15 protein-coding genes are annotated in these 17,117 nt (G+C 49.5%); 6 read left to right on the top strand and 9 right to left on the bottom strand.

The genetic code is table 11. The annotated features are described in order from the left end of the window. Positions 1 to 12: 12 nt before the first annotated feature. Positions 13 to 630: a DUF47 domain-containing protein gene (locus HP567_RS27155; RefSeq protein ID WP_173609966.1), complete on the bottom strand. Its 618-nt coding sequence runs from the start codon at positions 628 to 630 to the stop codon at positions 13 to 15. An 81-nt stretch (positions 631 to 711) separates the two neighbouring features. Beyond that, on the bottom strand, positions 712 to 1,326 hold the full coding sequence (locus HP567_RS27150; RefSeq protein WP_173609967.1) for a LysE/ArgO family amino acid transporter: 615 nt from the start codon (positions 1,324 to 1,326) through the stop codon (positions 712 to 714). Positions 1,327 to 1,473: 147 nt separating this feature from the next. On the opposite strand from HP567_RS27150, the gene HP567_RS27145 reads away from it, so the two are divergent. After that, a complete protein-coding gene (locus HP567_RS27145; protein ID WP_173609968.1) occupies positions 1,474 to 2,922 on the top strand; it encodes an aminotransferase-like domain-containing protein in 1,449 nt (482 codons plus the stop codon). A 42-nt stretch (positions 2,923 to 2,964) separates the two neighbouring features. On the opposite strand, the gene HP567_RS27140 is transcribed toward HP567_RS27145, so the two are convergent. From HP567_RS27140 to HP567_RS27110, 7 genes are all read right to left on the bottom strand, one after another. Then, positions 2,965 to 3,297: a spore coat protein gene (locus HP567_RS27140; protein WP_173609969.1), complete on the bottom strand. Its 333-nt coding sequence runs from the start codon at positions 3,295 to 3,297 to the stop codon at positions 2,965 to 2,967. A 13-nt stretch (positions 3,298 to 3,310) separates the two neighbouring features. Beyond that, positions 3,311 to 3,631, bottom strand: a complete 321-nt coding sequence (locus HP567_RS27135) for a ferritin-like domain-containing protein (RefSeq protein WP_142497014.1) — start codon at positions 3,629 to 3,631, stop codon at positions 3,311 to 3,313. A 104-nt stretch (positions 3,632 to 3,735) separates the two neighbouring features. Beyond that, the gene (locus tag HP567_RS27130; protein ID WP_173609970.1) at positions 3,736 to 4,542 is read right to left on the bottom strand and encodes a hypothetical protein; all 807 of its coding nucleotides are present in this window, start codon (positions 4,540 to 4,542) and stop codon (positions 3,736 to 3,738) included. A 78-nt stretch (positions 4,543 to 4,620) separates the two neighbouring features. Beyond that, positions 4,621 to 5,463 (bottom strand): pyrroline-5-carboxylate reductase, encoded by an 843-nt coding sequence (proC, locus tag HP567_RS27125; RefSeq protein WP_173609971.1) that lies wholly within the window; start codon positions 5,461 to 5,463, stop codon positions 4,621 to 4,623. A gap of 20 nt (positions 5,464 to 5,483) precedes the next feature. Continuing rightward, positions 5,484 to 6,752, bottom strand: coding sequence for a glutamate-5-semialdehyde dehydrogenase (locus HP567_RS27120; protein WP_173609972.1), 1,269 nt, complete (start codon positions 6,750 to 6,752; stop codon positions 5,484 to 5,486). 40 nt (positions 6,753 to 6,792) lie between these two features. Next, complete coding sequence (proB, locus tag HP567_RS27115) at positions 6,793 to 7,893, bottom strand: glutamate 5-kinase (protein ID WP_173609973.1); 1,101 nt, start codon at positions 7,891 to 7,893, stop codon at positions 6,793 to 6,795. Between the two features lie 427 nt (positions 7,894 to 8,320). Beyond that, a complete protein-coding gene (locus HP567_RS27110; protein WP_173609974.1) occupies positions 8,321 to 8,941 on the bottom strand; it encodes a hypothetical protein in 621 nt (206 codons plus the stop codon). 152 nt (positions 8,942 to 9,093) lie between these two features. On the opposite strand from HP567_RS27110, the gene HP567_RS27105 reads away from it, so the two are divergent. From HP567_RS27105 to HP567_RS27085, 5 genes are all read left to right on the top strand, one after another. Continuing rightward, positions 9,094 to 9,510 (top strand): hypothetical protein, encoded by a 417-nt coding sequence (locus HP567_RS27105; protein WP_173609975.1) that lies wholly within the window; start codon positions 9,094 to 9,096, stop codon positions 9,508 to 9,510. A gap of 447 nt (positions 9,511 to 9,957) precedes the next feature. Beyond that, complete coding sequence (locus HP567_RS27100; protein ID WP_173609976.1) at positions 9,958 to 11,079, top strand: S-layer homology domain-containing protein; 1,122 nt, start codon at positions 9,958 to 9,960, stop codon at positions 11,077 to 11,079. 359 nt (positions 11,080 to 11,438) lie between these two features. Beyond that, positions 11,439 to 13,847 (top strand): 3-hydroxyacyl-CoA dehydrogenase/enoyl-CoA hydratase family protein, encoded by a 2,409-nt coding sequence (locus HP567_RS27095; protein ID WP_173609977.1) that lies wholly within the window; start codon positions 11,439 to 11,441, stop codon positions 13,845 to 13,847. An 18-nt stretch (positions 13,848 to 13,865) separates the two neighbouring features. Continuing rightward, entirely contained in the window at positions 13,866 to 15,044 is a 1,179-nt protein-coding gene (locus HP567_RS27090) for an acetyl-CoA C-acetyltransferase (protein WP_173609978.1), read from the top strand. 25 nt (positions 15,045 to 15,069) lie between these two features. Next, the gene (locus HP567_RS27085) at positions 15,070 to 16,848 is read left to right on the top strand and encodes an acyl-CoA dehydrogenase family protein (RefSeq protein WP_173609979.1); all 1,779 of its coding nucleotides are present in this window, start codon (positions 15,070 to 15,072) and stop codon (positions 16,846 to 16,848) included. The last annotated feature ends 269 nt before the right edge of the window (positions 16,849 to 17,117 follow it).

The following is a 17,117-nucleotide window of genomic DNA, read 5'->3' as shown; positions in this document are numbered from 1 at the left end:
AGGTCTCCTTGTTTAAGAGTTGCCCATGATCACGGATTCCATCGCATCCGCGACATCCTCGCAATGATCCATGACATCTTCGAGCACTTCGTAAACCTCTTTGAGCTGCATAATGTGAATCGGATCGCTTGAGGTTTTGAACAATTGCCGGATGCTGCCCCGCACCAATTCATCCCCTTCACTTTCTAAATCGTTAATGCGGATGATGTACTCCTTCATAGCGGACAACTTTTGCTTTTGGAGCAGTTCGATGGCGAGAAGAATTTGTTTGGTAGCTTCTTCGATGAGTTGACCGAATCGCACCATCGTTTGATCTGGTTCCATGATGTCGTACATATAGAGTCGCGAAGCGCAAAACTCCAATCCGTCCAGCACATCATCCAGCTTGACGGCAAGGTCCAGAACGTCCTCGCGCTCGATGGCGGTAATAAATGTCTTGTTGATTTGCACGATGATTTCATGGATGAGCTTGTCGCCCGTTGTTTCGTACTCCTTCATCTCTGTAGCAAAGGTTTTGACTGTCTCTAAAGAAGTGATTTTGTATTCATTAAAATAGATCGCCGTCTGATGCACATTTTTCGCAATCTCATACAAGTCATCCAAGAGTGCATCCGATTTGGTAAAAAGCATTAAACAAACCTCCACTTCAAAACCCGAATAGGAGTATTTTGAGTGGAGGGGATGGGGATTATTCACTTTTTCATGAACTCTTTACGAGATGAGTAATTGGGCTGCCATATAGACGGCCACTCCCCACATAATCACGGCTGAAACCATATTCAGGCCACGCTGCAATTTTCCAGACCGGTCCAATCGTCCTGCCGTACGACCAGCTACAGAAAGGCCAAAAAACCAGATGCAGGATACGAGGATGCAGGCAATCGTAAAACCCCATTTTTCTGTTCCGGTGTAGCTCAGTGAGCTGGTACCAATCACCCCGATCGTGTCGAGAATCGCATGCGGATTCAACAAAGAGACAGAGGCAGCAAACATGATTTGCTTTTTGGCGGAAAAGCGCTCTTTCTCTCCAGCCTCCGTATTCGGACGGCTACGCCACGTTAAATATCCCATGTACACCAAAAAGAAGAAGCCGACCACATACAGAACCGTTTTCAGCCATGTGACTGTCAATACGACCAAAGAAACTCCTAATACCGCCAATAAAATGAGCAGGGTATCGCAGAGTGCCGCAGTCAGTACGACGGGCATGGCGCGAAGTAATGTAGGTTGTAGAGCCCCCTGATTAAAAACGAAAACATTTTGTGCGCCGAGCGGTAAAATAAGTCCAAAAGCAAGCACAAAACCGTGCAAAATCGCTTCCAGCATGATCATTTCCTCCCCGTTTCTCTCTCGATGCAAAGACCATTTGCATTACTGTCATTATTCATGGTTGTGAATCCGTTGTCTCCAGCCAATTGGTTTACATCCAAACCAACCAATTTGTACAATGATAAGACGAGGGGGAATGTGCCTGTGCTGACGATAGACTGGAAGCCTGACAAATCATCAGATATACCGATCTACGTGCAGATCGTGGCTTATATGAAGGGGAAAATAGCAGGCGGAGAGTGGCCGATCAATAGTAAATTGCCAACACAAAGAGCATTGGCACAAGCCTTTGATGTAAACCGCAGCACGGTAGTGACGGCTTTGGAAGAGCTAAAAGCGGATGGTTTCATTGAAGCAACAGTAGGCAGTGGCTCCGTCGTTAGCAACAATACATGGTCCTTATTGACGACCGCACCACCACCAAATTGGCTGGGCTACGTACAGGCCGGAGCTCATCTCCCCAATTCGCCGACGATTCAGGATATCAATCGTTATGAGCCAGACCCGAGGTACATTCGTTTGGGGACTGGTGAGCTGTCGCCGAGCTTAATTCCTGTTGCGGAGATGGAAGAGGTCATGGCTAGCTTGCAGGGCAAAATGACTCAGCTCGGATATTCGGAGCCAAAAGGGCTGTTGCCTTTGCGCCAGGCGATCAGCAATCATTTGCGGAGCAGGGGGATCGAAGCTTCACCGGCATCTATTTTGGTCGTGTCGGGAGCCCTTCAAGCCTTGCAGTTGATATCGATTGGCATCCTTCACCGTGGATCTGCCATCTTGCTCGAACAGCCTTCGTATTTATTCTCACTGCCTTTGTTTCAATCATCGGGAATGCGGCTGGTTGGTGTACCGATGGATGCGGAAGGAATCTCTCCCCAAGTGCTAACGAGACAAAAACAGGCGCATAACGCGGCGCTTCTCTATACAATTTCGGCTTACCACAATCCCACAGGAATTAGTATGTCAGAGAACCGAAGGGAGCAGGTGTTGGCGGCATGTGAGCGGGAGAGACTGCCTGTGTTGGAAGACGATGTTTACGGAGAATTGTGGTTAGATGAGCCGGGACCATTGCCGTTGAAGGCGAGGGATCAGAGCGGGTTGGTGCTGTATTTGGGCAGCTTGTCCAAAACACTCAGTCCGGGACTGCGGATTGGCTGGATTGTAGGTCCTGAGCCTGTCATTGAACGCCTTGCGGATGTGAAAATGCAGACGGATTACGGAGCGAGTGCTATTTCCCAATGGGTGGCGACAGAATGGCTCATAAGCGATAGATATTCCCGGCATCTGGATCAGCTTAGAGAAGCTCTGCGACATAGAAGGGACAGGATGTGCGAATGCCTTGCTCGCTGGTTTGGCGATTTGGCAGATTGGCGTATGCCGCATGGTGGTTTTTACATTTGGCTGCGTCTGCATCAGGCGGTTTCCATGCGCAAGCTTTTTACGGAAGCACTGGCAAAAGGGGTTCTGTTAAATCCCGGCTTTATTTATGATCAGACGGATAGTCATCATCTTCGCTTGTCCTACGTGTACGCAGAGGAAGCAGATATGGAAAAGGCGCTATTTGTAATATCGCAGCTCCTGCGTGGAAAGGGATAAAAGAAAGAAGACACCTGCTTGGGTCAGGTGTCTGGCTGCTGTTTAATGATAAGGGAACTGGGTGGAGTACCCGCTAAACTGCTGATAAGCTTGCTGAAGTTGTTGCTGCTCGGCAGCCTCCAGCTTGTACCATCCCTTTTGAAACATGAGATTAAAAGCATCGCGGGCTGATTGATGGGTTTCATTCAAAATTTGCAGCATGTCATCATAAAGCTGTTGGTGGCTGGCTTCACGAACGGCAATGTTAAAGTTATCTGTCAAGTATTTGCAGGTAGCCAAACAATCGTTGAGATAATCACGATCGTTCATTTGCGGACCTTTTACTTGTGGCAGCTGACCGGATTGCGGATTGGCGATCTGATTTTGGTTTGGCATCCCGATTCCTCCCTTACTGCATTTGTTGTTGCTGTTGTGATTGCTGTTGCTGGGACTGCATCTGCGGAATGGTCGCCATCACTGCGGTGTTGTTGTTTTGCAGGTGACTCAGCAGCTTTTGGTAGTGTCGCTGGTGCATTTGTCCTTGCTGTTCCAGACATTGCTTGACCTGGGGATCAGTAGCTTGCTGTGCAAAAGCATGCAGCTTTTTGAAAGCGATCAGTTCCCAAGACAAAGCATCTTTGAGATAGCTCAAGTCCTTTGTCGAAATGACCTTCGGCGGTTCGGGAATCGGAGCTTGTGTAAAGGGCTTGGAAGACAGGATAGATGGCATCGGGTTGCTCCTTTCAGATGGAATCATGTATAGGATGAGCAACAAGTCAGGATGTAACCCCTGAGGATTGCAGCCAAAAAAAAATCCGGTCGCAAAGGACCGGATTAGGTTAGCTCCAGAGAAGAAACGACAATGTCGATGCTGGCGGGAGCGATATTGAGACAATATTGAGCTTCTTTGTACAACGTAGATTGAAGGGCATGGATAAGTGCTGGAATATTTGTCATGTAAGGCAGTTTAAGAGCAATCGAAACCTGAAACCGAGGCAAATCCTCAAAGCTGGAGACGATCTTGACCACATGATGGACCTCGTCAAACTGGTCACAGGTCGCTTCCACGATTTTTCGCAACACCTGAGGATGAATCATGATGCGTCCACCTGAAAACGGAGGATGAACCACGGTTGTTTCCCCAATGACTTCTTTTTTCGAGCTGAAAATCTGTTGGGCTGAAGAGATGAGGCGCTGAAGGAAATCTTTTTCTACTTCCACACGCGGAATCGGTATCGTGTGCTTGCCCATTGTTTCCCGAATGTAGCGGGCAGCCTCGATTTCCTGCGGAGGCTTGATGGATTCAATCGGGATGAAGTCCACCTGAAAAGGCAAATGCAGCGCTTCGACGATACGACCAATCATCCGCTGCGAAGTTCCTAACACGAGTAGTCGGCTTGGTTGAATCTGGCCAAGACTTCGCCGTACTTCTTCAGCGTGCTCCGTATAATGAAAAATTGCTCGTTTGACCGCCTGAATTTTTGTCTTCTCATATTTGGCAGAGGTTCCGGCCACCTTGCGTCCCTGGTAAATCAGGATGCCATCATCAATAATGGCGTCGATGTTCATTCGGTGAGCAAGTTCTAATGCACTGGTGCTTTTTCCTGTTCCACTGGTGCCGTACAAGGCGTAAATTTCCATGGGACCTCCTTCGTCATTTCTCTCGATTATGCTTGATCTTTTTTATTATACATGACAAGAAGGGGGGACAAAACGACTTTACTGGTATTGTGCCCCCATCTCCCGCGATCTTTCGGCAGCACGCAAGATGGCTGCAGTAACGGCCTCCTGAAACTGATAGGCCTCCAATACTTCCAGTCCTGCCTGAGTCGTTCCACCCGGACTCGTTACTTTTTGCCGGAGAATAGAAGGCTCTTCGCGTGTATCGAGTAGCATATGTGCCGCCCCAATCACGGTTTGCAGCGTCAATTGGCGTGCCATTTCCCGATCCAGTCCCGCTGTGGCACCCGCCCCCATCATGGCTTCTACTAAATAGTAAATATAAGCAGGACCGCTTCCAGACAATCCAGTAATGATGTCCAGCTCTTCCTCGGCGACTTCATATACGGTACCAATTGCTTCGAAAAGCTTGGTAGCCAGCTCGCGGTGCTCTTCCTGGACAAACGGATTCGCGGACAGTCCGGTAGCGGACAAACCAACGGCAGACGATGTATTGGGCATCGTGCGGATGATCGGGCACTCTGCGCCGAGCCACTCTCCGATCAAGCTGGTGGAGACGCCAGCGACCACTGAAATGATCAATTGGTCGGAACGAACGACCCCACGCAAATCCTGCAAAGCCTCTGCTGTATCCTTCGGCTTGATGGCCAAAATCAAAATATCGGAAGAACGGACTACTTCAAATTTGTCCTGGGTAGCAGTTACCCCGTAGTCATTTGCCAACTGCTCCAAACGCTCCATGTTGTTGCGGTTGGTGACGGAAATACGCTCAGAAGGGAGTAAGCCTTTCTTTACGATACCGGAAAGCATGGCCTCCACGATCGAGCCTGCACCGAGAAAACCGATCCGTCCTTCTGTAATCGCTGTTGCTTGGTTACCCATGGTGATTCCCTCCCTTTTGACTATCGAATTTGACCGTTTCCGCGTACGACATACTTGTAAGAAGTGAGCGCTGACAAGCCCATTGGCCCACGAGCGTGAAGCTTTTGCGTGCTGATGCCGATCTCAGCACCGAAGCCGAATTCTCCCCCATCTGTAAAGCGGGTAGAGGCGTTGTGATAAACCGCTGTGGCATCGATCGCAGTCAAAAACTGACGGGCAGCGACTTCATCTTCCGTTACGATTGCCTCGGAATGGCCGGAAGTATGCGCTGTAATATGTTCAATGGCCACGCTCAGGCTATCGACAGTGCGAACCGCCAGAATCAGAGAAGAGTATTCCGTATCCCAGTCTTCTGATGTTGCATGGTGCAACTGAGAGGCTAGGTCGGAATGCAGCTCTATCGTACGCTCACAAACGCGGAGCTCAACGCCCTTCGCCAGGAGCTTTTGGAGCAAGGCACGTTGATTTTCCTGTGGCCAACTGCGGTGCATGAGTAGTGTTTCGGCAGCATTGCATACGGCAGGCCGACCTGTTTTGGCATTGATCACGATGTTTTCAGCCATGTCATAGTGAGCCGCCTCATCCACATAAATGTGGCAATTGCCGACGCCTGTTTCGAGTACGGGAACACTTGCGATTTGCAGAACCCGCTGGATCAGTCCTGCGCCACCCCGAGGGATGATGACATCGACGAGACCATTGGCGGTGCACAAGTAATCGACTGAGGCATGCTCGGCAAAAGGCAAGTACTGCACCGCTTCCGCGTCAAGTCCGGTCGCAGTAAGCGCCTGACGAATGCTGGTCACCAACGCGAGGTTGCTATGAACAGCGCTGTGGCTGCCGCGCAAGACGATCGCATTGCCTGTTTTGATGGCGATAGCTGCTGCGTCAACGGTGACGTTCGGTCTGGCTTCGTACACCATTCCAATGACGCCGAGAGGGACGCGGATTTGTTCGATGAAAAGTCCGTTTGGCCGCGTCCATGAGTCCATCCGTTCCCCGACCGGATCATCGAGAGATACCAGCTGCGCCAGGCTATCTACTAGCTGTGCCATTCGCTCCGGCGTCAACAGGAGACGATCCAGGTAGGAGGCAGGCTGACCGTCTGCTTCCGCTATGGCGATGTCCTTGGCGTTTTCGGAGAGAATGACGGCCTCATCAGCGAGCAACTGGTTGCCGATTGCGACGAGTACCTCGTCTTTTTCTTTGCGTGAGAGTATTGCCATTTTTCGTGAAGCCTGTTTGGCCAGGCTTATTTGTGTGTGCACTTTTTCCTTCAAGTTTTCCATGGTTTCTCCAACTCCTATCTTTCTATCTACATGGATTCGTTTAGATGACAGGTGTCCATTCATCCCGATGTATAACAGTACCGCTGTGTCGCGTTACGTTATCAGGGGAAAGAAAGTCACTTAGCTGTGCTGCAGTGAATCTGCTGATGCCGCGACCAATCAACGTACCCTCACAGTAAACCTCGATAACTTCACCTTGCTCGAACATGCCGGATACATCGCGGACACCTGCCAAGAGCAAGCTTTTGCTGTTTTCCAAAATCGCTTCTGCTGCACCGCTATCCACCGTAATTTTTCCGCGGGTAGGGGAGTGAAGCGCAATCCATTGCTTACGTGTAGGAACGCCGTTCGTTGCAGGTGCTTCTGGATGATAGTTGACGTAGGTGCCATTCCCGTTGCCAGTAAGGACATCTAGCAAATCAGTGGGATTCGTCAATTTTCCGATAAAGCCGGGAATTCCTAATGATTGGGCGGTTTTGGCTGCGATCAGCTTGGAGCGCATACCGCCTGTTCCCAGTTGGGAAGCTCCGCCTGCAAGTGCCTCGATTTCGTCCGTCACACATTCGAGCCAGCCCATGTGTTTGGCATCCGCATGATAACGCGGGTCTTTGTCATACAGGCCATTCGTATCAGTCAGGATCATGTACAAATCGGCATGGATGAGACCAGCGACGAGTGCGCCCAGCATATCATTGTCGCCGAAAGTCAATTCCGCTACAGATACCGTGTCGTTTTCATTGATGATTGGCAAAATGTTTTTATCTAAAAGCAGTGACAGCGTGGAGAATGCGTGCTGATACCGTTCCTTGTGAGAAAAGTCACCGCGTGTGAGCAAGATTTGCGCCACGCTGAAGTTATGGGCGCCGAACATTTGCGTATAGGTTTGCATCAACAAGCTTTGCCCGATGGCTGCCGCTGCCTGCTTGGCTGCCAAGGATCGCGGTCGCTGCTGGTAGCCGAGACTTTGATAGCCGCTGGCGACAGCTCCCGAGGAGACCAAGACAACCTGATGACCCGCTTCGCGCAACTGGCTGATAGCAGAGACGAGCAGCGACATTTTCGCCGGATCAACACCGCCTGTAGCTGCTGCAATTGAACTGCTCCCCACCTTTACTACCAAACGCAACTTACCCTTTTTCATGTTCAAAACCCCCTTCTTGCATACAAAACGGTCATGACCGTTTTGTTGACCGCAAGCGGTCGCATCCACCTTTATGAAAAACGTCGAGACGTTTTTCACAGAAAAAAGCCCTCTCGTCTCTTTGATAAGGACGAAAGGGCTTGAAGACCTCACGCGGTACCACCTTATTTGACGTTTTGGACTGAAGGCATACTTCAGCCATGAAACGCCCGGCTCTCTTTCTTTGATAACAGGTGAAAGAAACCTGTCCAGGTCTTCCCTGGATGCTCTGGGGTGGGTTCAAACCGATTCAAGGACGAAACCTCTCAGCCGGTGGATTTCGCTCTCTGGACCTGAAGGGCGGTTTTACTATTCCCCGTCATTGCCGCTCACTATGTGCTTATTAATTCACTATTATTCGCTGGGTCCATAAGAAATGTCAAGAGGCTTATTGAAATTGTTCATTTCCATAAGCGCCCATCCGTGATTTGATTTCGAACCGTTTTGTCTTTTGATCGCGTACGAGTCGGTAGCGCAGCGTGCGGTCAGAAGCAAAGGAGGAATCGGTTACATCTTCTACAGTCACACTGAGTTCTCCATTGTTTTTTTGAACAGTCGTGTTTCGTACAGAGATCAAAGTCGGATAGTCGACGCGTGGGATAGCTACGTATACTTTTTCCTTCACCAGCTTGGTTGTCATGTTGTCGTACATGGCTTCTGCCAGTGGACGGCTCCAAAAACGACCGAAGTACCCCGTTATCTTGTCTTTACTGTCGAAGCGCTTAGGCAATTCCCGAAAGACGAGACCATCCTCAATCACAGATTTGCCCTTCGCATTGTCCGCAGCAGCGTAATATACATTTTCCAGCTGATGCTCGGCTTGTTTCAAAAAAAGGACGACATCCATCTTGTTGTCGCCAAGCTTTTGGATGGCAGACTGCTTGGCAGGCTTACTCTGTGTTTTGGCCTTGATTTTTGCCTGCTGATCCTGCTTTACTTGCGTCAGGCATCCTGTGACGAGTAAAGAAAGAGCGAGAATAAACATCCAATTTTTCCAGTTAACTTTCATGGCGCACCTCACTTGGGAGCAGTGGTTTAACGTTAGCGTGTGTGTCAAAAAAGACAAATAGCCTAGTAAATATATGGATAGGGGTTGTCTGACTCTCGGATTATGTCTATCATGGAGAGAGTTGGACAGATCGAACGATTGAGGTGGAATATATGTTTGGGTTTGGCAAAAAAGCAAAAAAACCGGACGGTATTGATGTGTTGATTATCAAAACCGATGAAGCGAAAAATCGCAACTTTTATCAGGTTGCTTTTCCGAGCGTGGTAGCGAATGATATTTTGTCCATGCTGCAAAAATTGGAGAAATCAAAAATGAACAAGCCAGAGTTCCTGGGGGAAATCGGCGGTTTCCGTATCGTGACCCACTTGGAAGCCTTGACTGGTTTTGTAATTTTGGATGATGCGGATACGGAAGGACAACCGGTACAAATTCAAGATTTTGCTAATATGCTGCTGCGTCGTTTGGAAGCATTGGAAGAAAGTGGCAAATTGGACGAAAACGAAGATTTAGCATTCATCATGGGCGAATTGACTATGCTGCGTGATGGTAGCTTTGTACCACAAAACTAATCATGAGAGCTGTTGGGATAACCGACGGCTCTTTTTTTATTTCCTCTGGTTACAGGCCTTATGGCAGGAGGCCTAGTCGTTCTACAGTTTTTCGCTAGGGACATCCTTGTTAGGGACCGCTCTTGGGATTATCGTCCTGTTCACCCTCATCAACATTTTCTTATCTCGGCTGCTTGTGACCAAGGGACCAGGCTGGTCAGAGCAGATTGAAGGATAGTCAGCGCATAGAGAAAAAGGATATAATTGGGCCGCTCATACAAAGTGCGGCTCTTTTTCATTTATTTTGAAAAAGTATAACAAAGTTCGGTCTTCCTCCCGATACAAGAAAAGGAGAGATCAGACCCAGGAAAATAGACCAATATGGCAGGAATGGATGCTACTGGGGTCGAATTACCAAAAAAAGGGAGTAAGGAAACGATCATGAAAAGAAAGGAGTCATCGTAAGTCATGGTAAAGCGTTTTGCTATCGTTTTTCTCTTGGCACTGCTAGTAGTGCAAAGCGTTTTTTCAGGGAGTGCGAATGCGGCTACGCCTGGTATGTATACGGACATACAGGGACATTGGGCACGTGAGCAGATCGACAAAATGGCGGATTTGGGCATCATAAAGAGACAGGGATATCAGCCTTTTTACCCAAACAAGCCAGTTACTCGAGGCGAAGCTTTGGCTATGCTGAATCGCGTATTTGAAACCGTATACGGACCGATAGAAAAGCCAGTACGCAAGCCAAACCTGGATCATCGCTATCTACTCCGGGGGGAAGTAGAGCAACTGCTGAGCAATCTAAAGACCATGATGAAAATCGAAACGGACGATCTGGGCAAGTTTGATCCAGGAGACCGGATGCTGTACTATCTATATTTGGCTGAAACCGGGCACTTGATGAAAAAGCAAGAAAAGGAAAATCCGGACTGGTGGATGTCCAATGGCGGGATGCAGTGGCCACTGACAAGAGAAGAGGCCAGCTTGATCATGTTTCATATGCTCGCACCACAAAAATTCCGAACGGCCAATATAAAACCACAAGATACAGTCTCTTTCTTTAACAGCTATTATGAATGGAAGCGCGACCGATTCTATCGGGATACATATTCGCCATACCCACTGGCGATCCGGGAATTCAATTTGTTTCTGACGGACAAGAACTTTTCTCCAAACAAGATCCTGACGCGTGCAGAATACATCGTTGTGATGGATCGACTGATTGATTATTACCGGACGGATGTAGCTTTGCAGTTCCGTGGTTCACCTGCGAATCAGCAGCACATCGCGCAGGTGTATTTACGAGCTGCGAATTTGGCGTACGAAACCAAAAATCAGAAACAGCTGTCTGCGCTCTTTACAGACGATGCGATAAAAAGCATGGCAAAGCTGGAGCAAGTCCCTGCATACAACGGACCGGTAAAAGTATCGGTCAAGGCAGACGAAAACAATTCGAAAACCCTCTGGGTGATTGCTCATTATCCAGACCCGAAAAACGGAGACTTCCAGATTGAATACCGATTGGAAGAAGACGCGTCCAACGCTTACGGACGCAAGATCACAGCGCTGATTTATTCGCAAAAGTAGCACAGAAAAGGGGGCACTGGACAACCGTGTGCCCTTTTTCATTTCTTTCGTGAAGTGACGATTGCAACTGACAGAATTTTCGATTACAATAAAAACTGAACGGTGATTCAGTTGGTGGGAGCGTAGCATCTCCGGGCTTGTAAGACAGCCAAAAAGTGGGATGTCATTTTTTAACCCACATACTGAATGAGCATTCATTCAACATAAGACATGTGTTGAGGCACACAGGAATATCTATGGAGAAAGTAGAAGTTTTAAAAATACTCTGCTCGTCTGAATATTAGGTATTCACTGTTGCGAGGCCATTCTTTTGACCATGAATAAGCCATGACTAGGGTTTTAAAAAGGAGGATTTGGAGATGGAACGCAAAATTCGCAAGGCGGCAGTTCTCGGTTCAGGCGTCATGGGCGCCGGGATCGCAGCACACTTAGCCAACGTCGGTATTCCCACTTATTTACTGGACATCGTGCCGCGTGAATTGACAGCAGATGAGAGTAAAAAGGGACTTTCTTTGTCTGATAGCGTGGTGAAAAACAGGATAGCACAAGCGGGCCGTGACCGACTTTTGAAGGAGAAGCCGGCGCCGCTCTACGATAAAAAGAACATCGACCTGATTACAGTTGGTAACTTCGAGGACCATCTTACTTGCTTGAGCGAGGTCGATTGGATTATTGAGGTAGTTGTCGAGAACATCGAGGTGAAGAAAAGCGTCTTCGCTATGGTAGAAGCGCATCGCAAGCCAGGAACCATCGTGTCTTCCAATACGTCTGGGGTTTCTATCAACGAAATGGCAGAGGGACGCTCCGATGACTTCCGCAAGCATTTCCTTGGCACGCACTTTTTTAACCCACCGCGTTACTTGAAACTGTTGGAACTGATCCCGGGTCTTGATACAGACCCCCAAGTCATCTCTTTCATGAAGCATTTTGGTGAGCACGTGCTCGGAAAAGGAATGGTCGTTTGCAAGGACACGCCTAACTTCATCGCCAATCGCATCGGTACATATGGGTTGCAGGTGTCGATCCACGAAATGGTGCGACTGGGGCTTGGAGTAGATGAGGTAGACGCATTGACAGGTCCGGTCATCGGCCGTCCCAAAAGCGCGACTTTCCGCACACTCGATGTCGTCGGACTGGATACGTACGTGCATGTGGCGGGTAACGTCAGGAACAAAAGCACGGATGAGCAGGAGCGCTCCGTTTTTGAAGTGCCAGAATTTGTTCTGCAAATGGTGGAGAAAAGATGGATCGGGCAAAAGGCAGGTCAAGGCTTTTTCAAGCAGGTGAAAACGGAGAAAGGCAAAGAGATTTTGGCATTGTCGGTTGACACGCTGGAATACCGTCCAAGTGTAAGGCCGAAGTTCCCTTCCCTGGAAGCGGCCAAAACAGCCAAGACTTTGCCTGAGAAGTTGAGAGCGCTCGCATATGGCAAGGACAAGGGCAGTGAGTTTGTCTGGAATGTCTTCAAAAAGGTACTGCTGTACTCTGCGGAAAAGGCTTATGAGATCGCTGACGATATCGTCTCTGTTGACCAGGCCATGAAGTGGGGCTTCGGGTGGGAAATGGGGCCGTTTGAAACATGGGATGCCATTGGTCTCGAAAAGTCAGTGGCAAAAATGCGTGAAGAAAACGAGAAGATTCCGGCACTTGTCGAGGAGCTGCTCACGAGCGGGAAAACTTCCTTTTATCAAAAAGAGCAAGGGAAGCGCAGCGTGTTTTCCATCGGAGGCACATACAAGGACATCGAAGAGAGCAAGGAAAACATCAACTTGGCAGCCCTTAAGGAACAAGGCAAGCTGATCAAGAAAAATGCGGGTGCCGCTTTGATCGATATGGGCGATGGAGTCGCATGTCTGGAATTCACCTCCCCGCACAATGCACTCGGAATGGATGTCTTGCACATGGCAAGTCAGGCCGCAGAGGAAGTGCAGAAAAACTTCGCCGGTCTGGTCATCGGTAATCAAGGCAAAAACTTCTGCGTCGGGATGAATCTCGCGATGGCGTTGATGGAAGCACAGGATGAGAATTGGCTGGAGCTCGATATGCTTGTCACGAACTTCCACAAAACCGCACGGGCACTGCGCTATATGCATCGTCCAGTCGTCGCAGCACCGTTCGGCATGACGCTGGGCGGCGGTGTGGAGGTGGTCTACCTCGCGGATCGTGTGCAGGTATCGGCAGAGACGTACCTCGGATTGGTAGAGGTGGGAGTAGGACTTCTGCCAGGTGGCGGAGGAACGAAGGAGATGCTGTTCCGAGCAATGGAAAACGTTCCGGAGGGGGGCAGCATGCCAGTTGATCCGTTCCCGTTCGTTGCGAAGGCGTTTGAAGCCATTGCCATGGCAAAGGTATCTACGAGTGGTCAGGAAGCCATCAATCTGGGGTACCTGCGACCGACCGACCGCATCAGCGTGAATGCTGATCATCTGCTATACGATGCGAAGCAACTGGTGCTTACGATGGATAAAGAAGGCTACACACCGCCTGCGCCACGCAAAATTCGCGTTATCGGCGAAACGGGTTATGCGAACCTGCGCCAAAATATTTACGCCATGAAAAAGAGTGGATATATTTCAGACCATGATGAGCTGATCGCAAGCAAAGTTGCCTATGTTATGTCCGGTGGTAACGTGCCAGCAGGTACAGAAGTGACAGAGAGCTACATTCTCGAGCTGGAAAAGCAAGCGTTCCTCGAACTGATCAAAACGCCGAAAAGCCAGCAACGTATGCAGCACATGCTGACTAAAAACAAGCCTTTGCGTAACTAGGGAGAGGGAGGGATAACGATGAGAGAAGCAGTTATTGTCGCGGGCGCCCGCACCGCTATCGGTAAATCGAAAAAAGGAAGTCTCAAGGATTTTCACCCAGTCGATATGGGAGCCGCAGTTGTAAGCGACCTGTTGCGCCGCGTTCCACAGCTCGATCCGGCTGATATCGAGGATATCATCATGGGAACGGCTGTACCGGAAGCTGAGCAAGGCATGAATATGGCTCGCTTGATCGGACTGCGTGCCGGATTGCCGACCAATGTATCGGGGATCACGATCAATCGCTTTTGTTCCTCCGGTTTGCAGACGATTGCTTACGCTGCTCAGCAGATCATGGTCGGCAGCTCCGATGTGATTGTCGCTGGCGGGGTGGAGAGCATGAGTCTGGTGCCGATGCTCGGTCACAAAATCGCACTCAACCCGACTCTCGTAGAAACGAAGCCGGAAGCGTACATGAGCATGGGGCATACGGCTGAAGAAGTAGCGAAGAGGTACAACATTTCTCGTGAGGATCAGGACGCTTTTGCTCTGCAAAGCCATCAGCGTGCGACGGCTGCGATTACTTCAGGGAAATTCCAGGATGAAATCGTACCATTGACAATCAAGCAGCATTTTGTGGATGAAGCAGGCAAGCTTCACGTCCAGGAACGTGTTTTCGACAAGGATGAAGGAGCACGCGCGGACACGACGATGGAGGCACTCGCCAAACTGAGACCAGTCTTTCACGTGCAAGGCAGCGTAACAGCAGGAAACTCCTCGCAAACGAGCGACGGTGCGGCAGCAGTTCTCGTGATGTCTGCCGAAAAAGCAGCCGAGCTGGGTGTCGAGCCGATTGCCAAGTTCCGTTCCTTTACGGTTGGCGGCGTAGACCCTGATGTCATGGGGATTGGTCCAGTTGTTGCGATTCCAAAAGCATTGAAGCTGGCGGGGATCAGCTTGGAGGATGTCGATCTGTTTGAGCTAAACGAAGCGTTTGCTTCTCAATCGATTGCCGTCATTCGCGAGCTGGGACTCGATCCTGAAAAGGTCAATGTAAATGGTGGAGCTATCGCATTAGGGCATCCACTCGGTTGCAGTGGTGCCAAGCTGACCGTCCAGCTTTTGAATGAAATGAAGCGCAGAGGCGGCAAATACGGAGTCGTTACGATGTGTATCGGCGGGGGAATGGGAGCCGCTGGCGTTTTTGAGATGATCTAATTTTAAAATAAGGAGAGGGATAGTAATGGCAGAAACAAAAGATTTGATCCGCGGTGGAAGCTTTTTGATCGATGCAGGTTCAGCTGATGATGTATTCGTGCCAGAAGAGTACACTGAAGAGCAAAAGATGATTGCCAAGACGACGGAGGATTTCGTCAACAATGAAGTTCGTCCTCATCTGGAAGAGCTTGAAAACCACCAATTTGATATTTCGGTTCGGCTGTTGAAGGAAGCAGGGGAGCTTGGTTTGTTGGCTGGTGACGTTCCGGAGAAATACGAGGGACTGGGGCTGGATAAAGTCAGCACTGCACTCGTCACAGAGAAGTTCTCGCTGGCTCGCGGCTTTGCGCTCAGCTACGGCGCCCATGTCGGTATCGGATCACTGCCAATCGTGTACTTCGGAAACGAGGAGCAGAAACAGCGTTATCTGCCTGATCTGGCGTCTGGAAAACGAATCGCTGCCTACTGCTTGACAGAGCCAGGCTCTGGCTCAGATGCATTGGGAGCGAAAACGACAGCGACGCTCTCCGCAGATGGCACGCACTATATTCTCAACGGAGAGAAGCAATGGATCACGAATGCTGGCTTTGCTGATGTGTTCATCGTATACGCGAAAATTGATGGCGAGAAATTTACTGCCTTTATCGTCGAGCGTACATTCCCAGGTGTTTCGTTTGGACCGGAAGAGAAGAAGATGGGGATCAAATGCTCCTCGACGCGCACGGTCATTTTGCAAGATGTACCTGTGCCGGTAGCCAATCTGCTCGGTGAGCCTGGAAGAGGTCACGTGATCGCGTTCAACATCTTGAACGTTGGTCGTTACAAGCTCGCGGTGGGCGCAGTCGGCTCCTCGAAAAAAGCGGTGGAACTCGCGACGAACTACGCAAAAGAACGCAAGCAGTTCAAAACGCCCATTGCCAATTTTACTTTAATCAAAAACAAACTGGCGAACATGGCAGTGAAAACGTATGCGGCAGAAAGCTCCGTCTATCGGACAGTCGGTCTGTTCGATACAGCGCTGACTCGATTGGGTGAAAAAGCGGATGATGGCGCCGAGGTTGCGAAGGCGATTGCGGATTATGCAATCGAATGCTCGATCAATAAAGTATTTGCCACCGAGGTTTTGGATTACTGCGTGGACGAAGGCGTGCAAATCCACGGCGGATATGGCTTTATGTCCGAGTATGAGATCGAGAACATGTACCGTGACTCACGGATTAACCGCATTTTCGAAGGAACGAACGAAATCAACCGCATGCTCATCCCGGATACGCTCGTGAAAAAGGCGATGAAAGGCGAACTACCGCTCATGCAAGCAGCGAGCAGTCTGCAAGCAGATCTGATGAGCTATTATCCAGAAGAGATTGAAGATGCACCTTTGGCAATGGAGAAGCATCTGATCAACATCACGCGCAAAATCATTTTGATGGTGGCAGGATCTGCGTTGATGAAATACCAACAGGAAATGTCCAAAGAACAGGAGCTCTTGGCATTTGCGGCTGACATGCTGATCGAGCTGTATGCTATGGACAGCATCGTGAAGCGGACAGAGAAAGCAATGGCGGCAAATGGCATCGAAGCTGAGCAGCAAAAGCTGGAAATGACCGCTGTCTATGTGCATGAAGCATTCGATCGAATCGAAGGCTGGGCAAAAGAAGCATTGGCGGCGATGGAAGAGGGCGACGAGCTTCGACTGCGCCTCTCGATCCTCAAAAAGCTGACCCGCCGCACACCGATCAACACGGTGGCACTCAAACGTTCGATTGCTGATCGCGTGATCGAAGCAGGAGCATATATAGTGTAGTTTCAAAAAGGAAATGGGAAAAAGAGCAAAGCTCAATGCTTTGCTCTTTTCGCATTTCACGCACTTTCTTCACCTTCGAAATCTCGCCCGGTGAATCGTCACTTTGACGTTCACCGCCTCCAGAGAAGATGGCTAAAGCGGTAGTACTCCATTTAGCTGCCATTCTTACGGTTATTTGCGATTTGCAGGGTATTGGGATTTATTCGATTCAGCGGCAAGATGTGCCAAGTTGCATGCATATTTTGGGAGGCTCTCACGAACGCTAATGG

The organism is Brevibacillus sp. M2.1A, from assembly GCF_013284355.2.
In the GTDB taxonomy this organism is placed as follows: Bacteria; Bacillota; Bacilli; order Brevibacillales; family Brevibacillaceae; genus Brevibacillus.
The sequence above is the reverse complement of the archived record's forward strand: the minus strand, read 5'-3'. Positions and strand labels throughout refer to the sequence as shown.

Excerpts from the sequence above, each read along its gene's own strand:
- HP567_RS27120 (WP_173609972.1), bottom strand. The coding sequence starts at position 6,752 with ATGGAAAACTTGAAGGAAAAAGTGCACACACAAATAAGCCTGGCCAAA.
- HP567_RS27110 (WP_173609974.1), bottom strand. The coding sequence starts at position 8,941 with ATGAAAGTTAACTGGAAAAATTGGATGTTTATTCTCGCTCTTTCTTTA.
- proB (WP_173609973.1), bottom strand. The coding sequence starts at position 7,893 with ATGAAAAAGGGTAAGTTGCGTTTGGTAGTAAAGGTGGGGAGCAGTTCA.
- HP567_RS27085 (WP_173609979.1), top strand. The coding sequence starts at position 15,070 with ATGGCAGAAACAAAAGATTTGATCCGCGGTGGAAGCTTTTTGATCGAT.
- HP567_RS27135 (WP_142497014.1), bottom strand. The coding sequence starts at position 3,631 with ATGCCATCTATCCTGTCTTCCAAGCCCTTTACACAAGCTCCGATTCCC.
- proC (WP_173609971.1), bottom strand. The coding sequence starts at position 5,463 with ATGGGTAACCAAGCAACAGCGATTACAGAAGGACGGATCGGTTTTCTC.
- HP567_RS27140 (WP_173609969.1), bottom strand. The coding sequence starts at position 3,297 with ATGCCAAACCAAAATCAGATCGCCAATCCGCAATCCGGTCAGCTGCCA.
- HP567_RS27095 (WP_173609977.1), top strand. The coding sequence starts at position 11,439 with ATGGAACGCAAAATTCGCAAGGCGGCAGTTCTCGGTTCAGGCGTCATG.
- HP567_RS27100 (WP_173609976.1), top strand. The coding sequence starts at position 9,958 with ATGGTAAAGCGTTTTGCTATCGTTTTTCTCTTGGCACTGCTAGTAGTG.
- HP567_RS27155 (WP_173609966.1), bottom strand. The coding sequence starts at position 630 with ATGCTTTTTACCAAATCGGATGCACTCTTGGATGACTTGTATGAGATT.
- HP567_RS27105 (WP_173609975.1), top strand. The coding sequence starts at position 9,094 with ATGTTTGGGTTTGGCAAAAAAGCAAAAAAACCGGACGGTATTGATGTG.
- HP567_RS27150 (WP_173609967.1), bottom strand. The coding sequence starts at position 1,326 with ATGCTGGAAGCGATTTTGCACGGTTTTGTGCTTGCTTTTGGACTTATT.
- HP567_RS27090 (WP_173609978.1), top strand. The coding sequence starts at position 13,866 with ATGAGAGAAGCAGTTATTGTCGCGGGCGCCCGCACCGCTATCGGTAAA.
- HP567_RS27130 (WP_173609970.1), bottom strand. The coding sequence starts at position 4,542 with ATGGAAATTTACGCCTTGTACGGCACCAGTGGAACAGGAAAAAGCACC.